The following is a 13,141-nucleotide window of genomic DNA, read 5'->3' as shown; positions in this document are numbered from 1 at the left end:
GTACATAGAAATAAAAGTGAAATTTCTTCACATCTCTTGCATAGTTTGATATGGTAAGAAGAGGTGCGTATGTAAATGCACTGAAAAGGCAGTGCGTATGAAAAGCGCTAGCCTTCTAAAGGAGGAAAAATAAAATGACAAAGAACATTCATGATGTTGCATATGAATTACAAAAAGCAATCGCTGAAAACGAAGACTTCAAAACTTTAAAAGAGAGCTACGCAGCAGTTCAAGCCGATGCGGCTTCAAAGAACTTATTTGATGAGTTCCGTACAATGCAACTTAGCCTACAACAAAAAATGATGCAAGGCCAAGAAATCACTGAAGAAGACAACCAACAAGCACAAGAAGTTGTAGCTCGCATTCAACAAGATGCTAAAATTACAAAATTAATGGAAACTGAGCAACGCCTAAACGTTGTAATCGGTGACGTTAACAAAATTATCATGAAGCCACTTGAAGAATTATATAGCGCGCAACAACAAGCGTAATAGTGGAAGACGCTCCTGTATAGGGGCGTCTTTTTTGTTTAGGGAATTTGATAGTTAGACCACAAAACCTCACTTTCAAAATAGCTATTTTGAAAGTGGTATGTAGTACATCCGTTAATTCTTTTTATTGCTGTTAATTGAAGTTTTAATGTTTTTTTCGTTTAAAAACTTTTCAATCTCTTTTTGCTTCCGTCCATTAGCTTTCTCAAGGTGCTTCGTAAAAGAAAAATCGGCTTTGAATAAGTTACCATCTTGGGCGAGTTTGTTTAATTCTTGATCTAGTTCTACGAAAATAGCCGTAGATGATGACATAAATTCATAGATTTCTTTTGAAGGTTTTTTATAATCAGTAGGTAAATTATTATTACTAATAAACTCATGGAAATTCATATCGTTTTGTTTCGCTAGATCGATTAGTTTTTGTAATTTTTTTCGATCGGAATCAGTGAAATTCTTATCAGGAGTTGTTGAGGCAAGTGGAATGATGTTTTCAGATAACTCCCAGCTATAATCTATATAATCTTTTATATTTTTTCTCATTTCATCTTCATTAATAGTTTCATTCTTTTTTGAGGAAGTGAATATAGTTTCCGGAATTTTAACCGTAACATCTTTAATAGATTGTACATCGTTTTCTTCCTTAGGTTCTGCACTGTTTGAACAAGCTGATAGAAATAACATTGTAAGTAACGTGAGTGGGTATAAAATATAATTTTTCATCTTAATCTCCTTTTGCATTAGTGTCGTTGCAAAATAGCTACATTCCATTTCAAATACTTAACTAAAGCTACGTATAGATGTTTTATTATTTGATAACATATGACTGATATTAGTAAGCCGATGCAAAAAGCTATGAATACATTGTAAACATCGGAATAACTGATTTGATGAAACCCTTTAAAGAATCCTAACCCTATTAATAATATAGGCGAAATAATTAATAACGGTGTAGCAATTATAAGTGCTAGAAGAAGCGGTAATAGAAAGAGTAATACGAAAAAGGCGATAATGATAAATATAAAGTTTAAAACACTTAAGCTCATAACAGAAAACAGTGCTGTCATAATATTTTTTAGGCTGCGCCTATTGTCAGCGTTACTTATTACATATGAAATATTAAGTTCTTTAGCGATAGTTTTAGGGTTTCCTAGCTTTTTAGAAATTTCCTTTTCAGAAATTCCATCTTGTTTACCACTAATAAAATGAGTTTGGTACTCCGAGATAATATCCTCCTTTTCTAAATTAGGCATATTCCGTAGGGAAGAACTAAGTTGCTCTAAAAATTCACTTTTGTTCATAACAATCACTTTCCTTTATAAAATGATGAATTATGGCTGAAAATCCTATCTTTTTTCTAAACAGCACACACAATCTATATCTCCTTTTTGAAAGGAGATATAGATTGTGAATAACATTCCAAATAATGGTTATTCCATTATTTACAAATATATCACTTACTATTGTTCTTTGCAAGGTACTATAAAATTTTTAATATTATAAATGGATGGAAATATTTTTGCGTATTTTTAGAAGAGATATAAAAATGTTATTTTAAGATAAACAAAAGGTTGTAAGCGCATTCTTTTAATCTTGTCAAAATAATGTTGAATTCATATTGTTGGAAAAATAATGCATTTGTAATATAATGATAACGATACTTCACCACATTAATTAACTAGGTGAAATTAAAATCTTTATTACACACATTATGAAATAAAGGGTGATTAGTTTTGAGTACAGATGTAAAAGCAAACGACGTGAAGACAAAAACAAAAGGAGCAGATCTTGTTGTTGATTGTTTAATTAAACAAGGTGTTACACATGTTTTCGGTATTCCAGGAGCGAAGATTGACTCTGTATTTGATGTATTGCAAGAAAGAGGACCAGAGTTAATCGTTTGTCGTCATGAACAAAACGCAGCATTTATGGCAGCTGCTATTGGTAGATTAACAGGGAAACCGGGCGTATGTCTTGTAACTTCAGGACCAGGGACATCAAATTTAGCGACAGGTCTTGTTACTGCGAATGCGGAGAGTGATCCCGTTGTTGCTTTAGCTGGTGCAGTACCTCGTATGGATCGATTAAAACGTACGCATCAATCTATGGATAATGCTGCACTATTCGAACCAATCACAAAATATAGCGTAGAAGTAGAGCATCCTGATAATGTGCCAGAAGCATTATCAAATGCATTCCGAAGTGCAACTTCCACAAATCCAGGCGCTACTTTAGTAAGTCTGCCGCAAGACGTTATGACTGCGGAAACAACTGTAGAGTCTATCGGTGCGCTTTCTAAGCCACAGCTTGGAATCGCTCCCACACATGATATTACATATGTAGTAGAAAAAATAAAATCAGCGAAATTACCAGTTATTTTACTCGGTATGAGAGCGAGCACAAATGAAGTGACGAAAGCTGTTCGTAAATTAATTGCGGATACAGAACTTCCTGTCGTTGAAACATATCAAGCAGCTGGTGCGATTTCACGTGAGTTAGAAGATCATTTCTTCGGCCGCGTTGGATTATTCCGTAACCAACCAGGTGATATTTTACTAGAAGAAGCAGACCTTGTTATTTCAATTGGTTATGATCCAATCGAGTATGATCCAAAGTTCTGGAATAAACTTGGCGACAGAACGATTATTCATCTTGACGACCATCAAGCAGATATCGACCATGATTACCAACCAGAGCGTGAATTAATTGGTGATATTGCCTTAACGGTAAATAGCATCGCGGAGAAATTACCGAAACTTGTATTAAGTACGAAATCAGAAGCGGTATTAGAACGATTACGCGCGAAATTATCAGAACAAGCAGAAGTTCCAAATCGTCCTGCAGAAGGTGTTACGCATCCACTTCAAGTGATTCGTACACTTCGTTCTTTAATTAGTGACGATACAACCGTTACATGTGACATCGGTTCCCATTCTATTTGGATGGCAAGATGTTTCCGTTCTTATGAACCACGTAGATTATTATTTAGTAACGGCATGCAAACGTTAGGTGTTGCACTTCCTTGGGCAATCGCAGCTACTTTAGTAGAACCAGGTAAAAAAGTAGTTTCCGTATCAGGTGACGGTGGTTTCTTATTCTCAGCGATGGAGTTAGAAACGGCGGTACGTTTAAATTCTCCAATCGTCCATCTTGTTTGGAGAGACGGCACATATGATATGGTTGCATTCCAACAAATGATGAAATACGGCAGAACATCAGCTACAGAGTTTGGCGATGTTGATCTTGTGAAATATGCGGAAAGTTTCGGGGCGTTAGGTCTTCGTGTTAACACGCCTGATGAATTAGAAGGGGTATTAAAATCCGCATTAGCAGCAGACGGCCCTGTCATTATTGATATTCCAATCGACTACCGTGATAACATTAAATTAAGCGAAAAATTATTACCAAACCAACTAAACTAATGGAGGCAGATTTGAGATGACTGTTGCGCAATTAATTGATATTGATGCAAAAAAAACGAAAATGAGTAATGAAGTATATCAAACATCTACAATGCTTGCGCTATTAGATGGTATATATGATGGTGTGATTAGCTTTGAAGATTTGAAAAAACATGGTGATTTCGGCATCGGCACATTTGATCAATTAGACGGTGAAATGATTGCATTTGATAATGGATTTTATCATTTACGTTCAGACGGTTCAGCGGAAAAAGTAGAGCCAGAAGAAACAACGCCATTTGCGACTGTAACGTTTTTTGAAAAAGAAATGAGTTATAAGGTAGAGCGTCCGATGAATCGTGAAGAAGTTGAAGCGTTATTACATGAATTAATGCCAAGTAAAAACTTATTTTACGCTATTCGAATGGACGGTACGTTCCGTGAAGTAAGAACGAGAACTGTTCCAAGACAAGAAAAACCGTATACACCACTCGTTGAAGTGACGAAATCGCAACCAATCTTTTCGTTTGAAAATACAGAAGGTACGCTTGCTGGATTTTGGACACCGGACTATGCACAAGGTATTGGGGTAGCTGGATTCCACTTACATTACATTGATGATGAAAGAAGCGGAGGCGGACATGTTTTCGACTATGTTGTAGAAAACTGCACGATTCAAATTTGTCAAAAAGCTCATATGCATTTAGCACTTCCAGAAACAGCAGATTTTATGGAGGCTGAATTATCAAGAGAAAATTTAGAGGATAATATTACAACTGCGGAAGGTGCAGAGTAAAAAGGGAAGCCAATTCGGCTTCTCTTTTATTTTGAGTTACTCCCGATATGCGGAATAATGCTCATCAGAAATAGAATAGTTCTCTTTACCAGTTAAGGCTGATACTTCTACTAATTGATGTCCAAGCCCATCCCATACTGTAACAGTATATAAGGATGACCATTTAATATTCCCACGAGCGAGTCGGAAAGAATAATAGTCGTTATCTGTTGTTACTAAAACTTTGTTATAAATAATATTTTTCGTTTTTTTATTTTGTAAAATAAGGACAAAGTCTAGTTTATCTTCTTGTTTCGGAATTTGTAGTATTCTTGCTATAAACATTCCATTTGGATTTTTCTTCGTTTTATATACTTTTTCTGATTCTATTTTTAGTTCAGGTTTGCCTCTCATAGTCTCTCCCTTTACATATGTTTATTTCTTTGAAACAAACGGATGCCCGTCATAATAAAAACGCCACGGATAATGTACAGCTTCTTCTGCATAGTCGATATTAATACGAGGTCCTGCTGCTATTTTATATTGTGATGATATATGTTCATCTTTTGGGACCAGTTCAATATGCAATGTGTCACTTTGTAATGATAAGCCTCGTTCTTTTAAAGTAATTCCGAGTGCACGGCATAGTTTGCCAGGACCGCTTGTTAAGTTTTTATATTGCGCTTTTGTAATGTCTGTTTTGTTGTAGCGCGCTAGTTTTATTTCTTCTATTCCATCTACCGGCTCAAGGGCTCGAATGAGAACACCTTGCGGGGTGCCCGCTGGTGCTGTAATAACGTTAAAACAATGATACATACCGTAAATTAAATATACGTAAGCATGCCCTGGTGCACCAAACATAACTTCTGTGCGGTCCGTTCGTCTGCCTCCGTAACTATGTGCGGCCTTATCATCGGGGCCTTTATATGCTTCTACTTCTACAATGATTCCGCTTCGCTTTATTCCGTCTACAATATGAACAAGTTTTTGTCCGAGTAATTTTTTTGCGACTTCTAACGTATCGCCTTCATAAAAAGAAGGAGGTGCCTGCATTGTACTATCTCCTTTGCTAAGTGTATATGTATATAGTAAACCAAATTTTCAGTAGTAATTCTAACTCGTTCTATTTATCGGGTTTATTTCATAAATTATGGATAGAGTACAACAGCGAAGAGGGGGAGTGCGACATGATTTATCGCTTACTAGCTCTTAATATAGATGGGACACTACTATACAACAATGGAAAAATTGCAAAAGGATTACGAGAAACAATTGAATTTGTGAAAAGAAAAGATGTATACGTTACGTTATTTACGAGTCGTAATTTTCAATCCGCTCATAAAGTAGCAAAGGCGTTAAAATTAGATTCTATATTAGTGACACATGGTGGTGCTTTCGTTTCAGCAACGTTAGATAAGCCGTACGTTCAAAGAAGATTGTCTGAAGAGAAGACTTTTAACATTGTGCAAGTGTTAGAGCACTTTGATTGTAACGTACGTATTTCTCATGAACGGTTTTCGATAGGAAATCGTGAGAGAAATACACCAAACTTAATTGCGCGCACTGTATTATCAAGCGCAGATCCGTTATTTTATCCAGTTCAATTTGTAGATTCGTTAGGTGATGCGCTTCGGGACCATCCGGTAGCGGCGCCAAAAATTGATGTTCTTTTCCAAAGTAAAGGTGAAAAAGAAAGAGGACTGAACACATTAAGAAAAGCATTCCAAGATGTAGAGTATGTTGAATGTGATTCAAAACGAATAGAAATTTTACCGCAAAATGTATCAAAGTTACGTGGATTACAATTGCTTGGAGAGCATTTAAATATTTCGCTAAATGAAATGGTTGCGATTGGAGATAGTATGGAAGATTTAGAGGTTATTGAAAACGTGGGACTTGGGGTAGCGATGGGGAACGCGCCTGTAGAATTAAAGCAAGCAGCAGATTGGATCACACGTTCAAATAGTGAAAACGGTGTAGAGTATATGATTAAAGAGCATTTCCGTAAGCAATTCCCGCTTCCGTTTTTGAAGAATCATAAAAATACACCGAAACGATGACAGAAAAACGTAGCTTTTTGGCTACGTTTTTTTGTTTATCTTATTAAAAACAGTGAAAGCGTTTTAAAATATGAATTGTGTATGAAATCTATACAATTCACTTGAATCCTTTAGAAAACTAATGTAAAGTGAATGATGTTGCCAAAATAGTTACACCACATGAAATATTCTTCAGATTAATTTTATTGGGCTCCCATACGTAAAAGTATTTCCGCATGACAGTTTAGTTCACGTATTATTTCAAAAATGAATTGTAGCAATCTTATTAAGTAGTTGTAGTGTTTCTTTGTTTTATTTAAATGGATTATTTTAAGTTAATGTGAGTAAGGTTTGGTACATATGATATGTATTTCTTTTTGTGGTTTTAGGAAGTTTAAAAGGGGGAATGAATTTCTTGAGGAAATCATTTAATCAAAAAATTAAAAAGTTAAGTAGTAGTTTGATAGTTGTATTACTAATATGTATGAATTTTTTAATCCACTTACCATTTAAAGCAGAGGCAGCTACAAAAGAATTAAAGGGTTTAGGTGATGTATCTTATTACAACGCCATCATTTTTGGAGATCATAGTGCAACGAGTGCGGATATTGAAGGTGCGATGGCTGTTCAGAAAAATATGAACGCATCAAGTTATACAGTCGTAGCGGCTGCAACTGGAGCAAATAACTTAGCTGGAGCAACTTGGGTAGATGAAGGATATCCATCATTATTACTAGGCGGTCAATTTACGAAAGCGGGAGCAGGACAAGTAATTATTCAAGATGGAACAGTGGCGATGACAAAAGACGGTGACCCAGATGGCGCAATGAAAACATCATATGACCGTATCTCTTATAAAGAGCAAGCGGAGATTGATGCTAAGTTTAAAGAATTTAGAAAAGACGTTGATGGTGTAATCGGGGATGCAAGTAAACTACAGACTGATAAGTCAAAACCTAATATGAGCTTTGGCATCGGTGAAGATGTAAATAACCCTAATATTTATGTCTCTTCAGGCCAAACTGGAAAGAAAACATTTGATGTAAAAGACGTTTTTCTTCCGAATGTAGAGAATAAAGACTTTATTGTTATTTATTCAGATGCAGAAGAAGTGAGTTTTGGTGGCGGTGCAATTTTGTATGATACAAGAAATACTGGGATGGCGACGGATTTAATTAATACATCTCAAGCATACGATCCTAATTCATCTTTTACTGAGTTAGCTAGTAAGGTAATTTGGGTATTTCCTAATGCTACAAAGATAACAACTAAAGGTTATGGTGTAGTAGGTAGTGTGTTTGCACCTAATGCAGTTGTAGAAACAAAAGGTGGTTCTATTAATGGACAAGCCTATGTTGGAGGATTACACCAAAGAGATGGTTTTGAGGTTCATAACTTTAAATTTAACTGGCCAAAGTGGAATAAGCCAGCAGCTGAAAAAGGACATTTACAAATTAAAAAAGTTGATGAAAATGATGAAAACATTGTTTTAAAAGATGCAAAATTTGATGTTATAGACAAAGATAATAACGTTGTGGCTACTGTTACAACAAACGAAAAGGGTATTGCGGAAGTTAAAGATTTACCACTTGGTGACTATTTTGTAAAAGAAATAAATGCACCAGAAGGATATATAAAAGTTGATACACCAGTCAAAGTAACAATTGATAATACAAACGTAATTGAACTTGTTATGAAGAATACGAGAAAAGTAGAGAATGGCCAATTTAAATTATTGAAAAAAGATAGTGAATCTGGTCAACTTCTACCAGGTGCAAAATTTGATGTTATCGATAAAGATGGGAAAGTTGTGGAAACAATTGTTACAGATGATAAAGGTGAAGCCTTATCGAAACAACTTCCAGTTGGAAGCTATACATTAAAAGAAGTAGAAGCACCGAAAGGATATGAATTATCATCTAGTTCAGTTTCTGTTGATGTAGAGGCTAATAAAGTAGTGACTGTAGATGTGGTGAATAAAAAGATCTCCGAAAAAGTAACGGGTCAATTTGAAATCGTGAAAGTAGATGCGGAAGATAAAACGAAAGTATTATCAGATGCAGAATTCGAAGTGTATAAAGATGGTAAAAAAGTAGATACGTTACGAACAGATAAAACTGGTAAAGTAGTTTCTCAGAAATTAGAACCAGGAACATACACATTAAAAGAAACGAAAGCACCACAAGGATATAAATTGTTAAAAGAAGAAATTGAAGTCGTTGTGGAAGCAGACAAAGTAGTAGAAGTACAAATAGAAAATGCGAAAGAACTAGGAAGCTTACAAGTAATCAAAAAGGATGCAGAGAGTGGAAAAGTTCTAGCAGGTGCAGAATTTAAATTAAAGAACGAAGCTGGTCAAGTAGTTGGAGAAGCGAAAACAACGAATAAAGACGGTGTTGTGAAATTCGAAAACTTAGTGCCAGGAAAGTACACGTTAGAGGAAACGAAAGCGCCGGAAGGTTATAAAGCGCTAGAAGTGACAGTAGAAGTGAACGTTGTAGCGAACGAAGTAGTAAAACAAGAAGTCATGAATGAAAAAGTAATGGGTCAATTCGAAATCATGAAAGTAGATGCGAATGATAAAACGAAATTGTTATCAGGTGCAGAATTCGAAGTGTATAAAGATGGTAAAAAGGTAGCAGAACTAAAAACAGATGAGAGTGGAAAAGTGATGTCACCGAAATTACCGCTAGGTGAATACACAGTGAAAGAAAAGAAAGCACCAGCGGGCTACAAGCTTTCAAATAAAGAATGGAAAGTAACAATTCAAAACGAGAAAGAAGTAGTAAAAGTAGAGGCAGAAAACGAAAAAATCTTAGGTTCTCTACAAATTATTAAAATGGATGATAAAGATCAAACGAAACGCTTAGCAGGCGCAGAATTTACATTGAACGATGCGAAAGGAAATGTTGTAAAAGAAGGAATTACAACAGATAAGTCTGGAACGGTTAAAGTAGACGGACTTGTGCCAGGTGAATATACGTTAGAAGAAACAAAAGCACCAGAAGGTTATGAGTTAACAAAACAAATAATTCATGTAACAGTTGACGGTGAAAAAGTTGTTGATGTAAAAGTAACGAACAGTAAGAGTCTTGGTCAATTCGAAATTGTAAAAGTAGATGCGGAAGATAAAACGAAAGTATTATCAGACGCAGAATTCGAAGTGTATAAAGATGGTAAAAAAGTAGATACGTTACGAACAGATAAAACTGGTAAAGTAGTTTCACAGAAATTAGAAACAGGAAAGTACACATTAAAAGAAACGAAAGCACCACTAGGATATAAGTTGTTAAAAGAAGAAATTGAAGTCGTTGTGGAAGCAAACAAAGTAGTAGAAGTACAAGTAGAAAACGCAAAAGAACTAGGAAGCTTACAAGTAATCAAAAAGGATGCAGAGAGTGCAAAAGTTCTAGCGGGTGCAGAATTTAAATTAAAGAACGAAGCTGGTCAAGTAGTTGAAGAAGCGAAAACAACGAATAAAGAAGGTGTTGTGAAATTCGAAAACTTAGTGCCAGGAAAGTACACGTTAGAGGAAACAAAAGCGCCAGAAGGTTATAAGGCGTTAGAAGTAACAGTAGAAGTAAATGTTATAGCGAACGAAGTAGTAAAACAAGAAGTTATGAATGAAAAAGTGAAAGAAGAAATTACAGGTCAATTAGAAATTACAAAGGTAGATGCCAATAATACAAATAAAACTTTAGCAGGCGCAGTGTTTGAAATTTGGAAAGACGGAACAAAAATCGACACATTAACAACAAACAAGAGCGGTAAAGCGACTTCTGAGAAGTTAGAACCAGGAGATTACACTTTAAAAGAAATCCAAGCGCCAGAAGGATACACTTTATCCAATAAGGAAATGAAATTTACGATTTCTAATGAAAAAATTGAAATTGTAAAGCTTCAAATTACAAATAAAAAAGATACAGAAAAAGGTCCGGAAAAACCAGGTGAAGGAACAGAAAAGCCGGGTGAAGGAACAGAAAAACCAGGTGAAGGAACAGAAAAGCCGGGTGAAGGAACAGAAAAACCAGGTGAAGGAACAGAAAAGCCGGGTGAAGGAACAGAAAAACCAGGTGAAGGAACAGAGAAGCCAGGTGAAGGAACAGAAAAACCAGGTGAAGGAACAGAGAAGCCAGGTGAAGGAACAGAGAAGCCAGGTGAAGGAACAGAGAAACCAGGTGAAGGAACAGAGAAGCCAGGTGAAGGAACAGAAAAGCCAGATGAAGGAACAGAGAAGCCGGGTGAAGGAACAGAGAAGCCAGGTGAAGGAACAGAGAAGCCGGGTGAAGGAACAGAAAAACCAGGTGAGGGAGTAGAAAAACCTAATTTACCAGAAAAAGGACAAGGTTCTTCTAATAATCAACAACTTCCAGCTACAGGACACAATACGAATTACGTTCCATTCATCGGTTTTATGCTTCTGTTACTAGGAATACGTTTAAGATTCATGGCTAAAAATAGTTAAAAGATGTATAAAAGGCATCAGAGATTATACAATCTCTGATGCCTTTTAAATTAATACAGATAAATATTTTAAGCTTCAATTACGCTAAGCATTCTGTTTATAAATGCAGCTGCGTGTGCACGTTGTGATGGTCCTTTTGGTACGAATTGATTAAATTCATTACCTTTTACAATTCCATATCCATACACTCTTTGTACTTCTTCTTTAGCGTAAATTAAGTTTTGGTCTACGAATGGTAGTTCAACTTGTTTTGCAAAAATACCAGCGTGTTTTAGAGAACGATCAATCATAATAACAGCTTCTTCGCGTGTAATTGTAGTATTTGGATCAAATGTATTATCACCACGTCCGCGGATTATGCCTGCGCTTGCTGCACGATTAATACCGTCTCTTAAAGATGGGTGTACTTGTTCTAAGTCTGTGAACTTAGCGTTTCCACTTGGTAATTGTAAAGCACGAGTAATTAGTGTAGCAAATTCAGCACGCGTTACAAGACGTTCTGGGAAGTACTTGCCGTTCCCTTCTCCTTGCATAATGCCTCTAGCTGCTAATTGACGAATGTCTTGTTCATACCATCCACCTGTAATGTCATCAGTTACGGGATTTTTTTGGTTTTCCTTATAGTATGTTTCAGTTCCTTTTAAGAAAGCATTCCATTGTCCGCGTTGAATCATAAACGCAGGGCAGTTTTTTCCTGACCAAAATTGGTGTTTTTGGACCTTATCTAGAGAAATATTTAAGTCGTTCATTAAATAAGCTGCCAATTTACGGGCATTTTCTACCGCTTTTTCATAGTTTCCATCTTGATTAACGGCAATTTCAATTCCGATAGATTCATAGTTTCCAGTTTTATTTCCAGCATGCCATCCAACTTCATTTACTGGAAGATGTTGATAAATTTCTTTATCATCTACTGTGAAATGCCAAGATGCGGCGCGATCAGCTGTTCCGCGTGCTTGATTATCTAAGAATTTTGCATGATTTAGAGCATTGGCACCTTTCGCTGTATTAGCCGTTTCGTGAATCGTAATATATTTAGGTACCATCGGGTAGCCAGGGCGAATATCGTCATTTCCTTTTGGGACAATCATTTCTTTAAATGTAACGCCATAAATATTGTTTGTTTGTAGAGCTTCCGGAGCTCTCAATAAACTATTTTTAGCAGTACGACTGTTTTTTAATAATGAAGCTTTTGTACCTTCAAATGTAGCAGAAGGTGCATAAATCCATTTTGCTGTTTCATTTATTTGGACTTTAAACCAATTTCCAGCTTGTTCAGTAGGAGTAATGACTTGTGGCTGTAGTTTCCCTTCTTCGTTAAACGATTGGAACGGAAGTGCATGTATGGAAGCTTCTTCTTTTACGATTAATTTTTGGTTAGATAGTTTATGAATCTCTTGAACTTCTAAGCTATTATCATTGTTATCTATCCATCCAGCGCCAGTTGACGTCGTTATGTAGTAAGCATTTCCTTTTTTCTTTGTCGCCGTTACGACTTGTTCTGTAATCTCGATATTCGATTTGTTTTTTAAATCATTCGCGGTATATAATGAATGTTTTTTTGAAGTGTATAGTAGGAATTGACCAGTAACCTCGATATCTTCTTCATGAGTACTATGCTCATTAACATGCTCTTTAATACTTTTAAAAACTTGATCCTCCGTATATACTTCGGCGGATTTTTCAGCACTCTCTGCAAATGAATAAGTAGGTGCAAGAACAGTTTGTAATGCAAGAGAGAGAGTTAAAACACTATAAAATTTCTTTTTCATATTTGTTTTTAACACATTAGATTATGGAATCTAGTGTTAACATTCCTCCTTTTTATATTGTATTTTCACTATGTATCAATTTTAACACTAATAAATTTTAACAAGAGAAAATCATGATGTCTATATACATGAGCGATATTCATATAAAAAGAATTATTTGAAAAAATGTAAGAAAAACAGGTAAAACCTTCTGTATTGACC

10 protein-coding genes are annotated in these 13,141 nt (G+C 35.7%); 5 read left to right on the top strand and 5 right to left on the bottom strand.

Going from position 1 to position 13,141, the window contains the following annotated elements:
• Positions 1–134: 134 nt before the first annotated feature.
• A complete protein-coding gene (locus N2V92_RS03040; RefSeq protein WP_000164612.1) occupies positions 135–491 on the top strand; it encodes a YlbF/YmcA family competence regulator in 357 nt (118 codons plus the stop codon).
• A 114-nt stretch (positions 492–605) separates the two neighbouring features.
• On the opposite strand, the gene N2V92_RS03035 is transcribed toward N2V92_RS03040, so the two are convergent.
• Both N2V92_RS03035 and N2V92_RS03030 read right to left on the bottom strand, forming a co-directional pair.
• Complete coding sequence (locus N2V92_RS03035; RefSeq protein WP_016078060.1) at positions 606–1,211, bottom strand: NDxxF motif lipoprotein; 606 nt, start codon at positions 1,209–1,211, stop codon at positions 606–608.
• A 17-nt stretch (positions 1,212–1,228) separates the two neighbouring features.
• On the bottom strand, positions 1,229–1,789 hold the full coding sequence (locus tag N2V92_RS03030) for an HAAS signaling domain-containing protein (protein WP_016078059.1): 561 nt from the start codon (positions 1,787–1,789) through the stop codon (positions 1,229–1,231).
• Between the two features lie 432 nt (positions 1,790–2,221).
• Between N2V92_RS03030 and alsS the strand changes: the two genes are divergently transcribed.
• Positions 2,222–3,910 (top strand): acetolactate synthase AlsS, encoded by a 1,689-nt coding sequence (alsS, locus tag N2V92_RS03025; RefSeq protein ID WP_016078058.1) that lies wholly within the window; start codon positions 2,222–2,224, stop codon positions 3,908–3,910.
• Between the two features lie 16 nt (positions 3,911–3,926).
• Positions 3,927–4,685 (top strand): alpha-acetolactate decarboxylase, encoded by a 759-nt coding sequence (gene alsD, locus N2V92_RS03020; protein ID WP_016078057.1) that lies wholly within the window; start codon positions 3,927–3,929, stop codon positions 4,683–4,685.
• 36 nt (positions 4,686–4,721) lie between these two features.
• Here the strand turns inward: alsD and N2V92_RS03015 are convergent, their stop codons facing one another.
• Together N2V92_RS03015 and N2V92_RS03010 are read right to left on the bottom strand one after the other, a co-directional pair.
• Positions 4,722–5,078 (bottom strand): hypothetical protein, encoded by a 357-nt coding sequence (locus tag N2V92_RS03015; RefSeq protein WP_001214381.1) that lies wholly within the window; start codon positions 5,076–5,078, stop codon positions 4,722–4,724.
• A 21-nt stretch (positions 5,079–5,099) separates the two neighbouring features.
• Positions 5,100–5,717 carry a DNA-3-methyladenine glycosylase gene (locus N2V92_RS03010; protein WP_016078056.1) on the bottom strand — a complete coding sequence of 206 codons (618 nt, stop codon included), beginning with the start codon at positions 5,715–5,717 and terminating at the stop codon, positions 5,100–5,102.
• A gap of 134 nt (positions 5,718–5,851) precedes the next feature.
• Here N2V92_RS03010 and N2V92_RS03005 point away from each other — a divergent pair, with 134 nt between their 5' ends.
• A complete protein-coding gene (locus N2V92_RS03005) occupies positions 5,852–6,724 on the top strand; it encodes a Cof-type HAD-IIB family hydrolase (RefSeq protein ID WP_000640419.1) in 873 nt (290 codons plus the stop codon).
• A 385-nt stretch (positions 6,725–7,109) separates the two neighbouring features.
• Complete coding sequence (locus N2V92_RS03000) at positions 7,110–11,168, top strand: SpaA isopeptide-forming pilin-related protein (protein ID WP_042597201.1); 4,059 nt, start codon at positions 7,110–7,112, stop codon at positions 11,166–11,168.
• Positions 11,169–11,236: 68 nt separating this feature from the next.
• On the opposite strand, the gene N2V92_RS02995 is transcribed toward N2V92_RS03000, so the two are convergent.
• Positions 11,237–12,940, bottom strand: coding sequence for an S-layer homology domain-containing protein (locus N2V92_RS02995; RefSeq protein ID WP_016078053.1), 1,704 nt, complete (start codon positions 12,938–12,940; stop codon positions 11,237–11,239).
• Positions 12,941–13,141 lie beyond the last annotated feature (201 nt).

This window comes from Bacillus sp. CH_48 (assembly GCF_038008465.1).
Lineage (GTDB): Bacteria > Bacillota > Bacilli > Bacillales > Bacillaceae_G > Bacillus_A > Bacillus_A thuringiensis_S.
This window is presented reverse-complemented; position numbering and strand designations above follow the sequence as displayed.

Coding starts and splice junctions, on each gene's coding strand:
- N2V92_RS03000 (WP_042597201.1), top strand. CDS start 7,110: ATGAATTTCTTGAGGAAATCATTTAATCAAAAAATTAAAAAGTTAAGT.
- N2V92_RS03015 (WP_001214381.1), bottom strand. CDS start 5,078: ATGAGAGGCAAACCTGAACTAAAAATAGAATCAGAAAAAGTATATAAA.
- N2V92_RS03030 (WP_016078059.1), bottom strand. CDS start 1,789: ATGAACAAAAGTGAATTTTTAGAGCAACTTAGTTCTTCCCTACGGAAT.
- N2V92_RS03040 (WP_000164612.1), top strand. CDS start 135: ATGACAAAGAACATTCATGATGTTGCATATGAATTACAAAAAGCAATC.
- N2V92_RS03005 (WP_000640419.1), top strand. CDS start 5,852: ATGATTTATCGCTTACTAGCTCTTAATATAGATGGGACACTACTATAC.
- N2V92_RS03035 (WP_016078060.1), bottom strand. CDS start 1,211: ATGAAAAATTATATTTTATACCCACTCACGTTACTTACAATGTTATTT.
- N2V92_RS03010 (WP_016078056.1), bottom strand. CDS start 5,717: ATGCAGGCACCTCCTTCTTTTTATGAAGGCGATACGTTAGAAGTCGCA.
- N2V92_RS02995 (WP_016078053.1), bottom strand. CDS start 12,940: ATGAAAAAGAAATTTTATAGTGTTTTAACTCTCTCTCTTGCATTACAA.
- alsD (WP_016078057.1), top strand. CDS start 3,927: ATGACTGTTGCGCAATTAATTGATATTGATGCAAAAAAAACGAAAATG.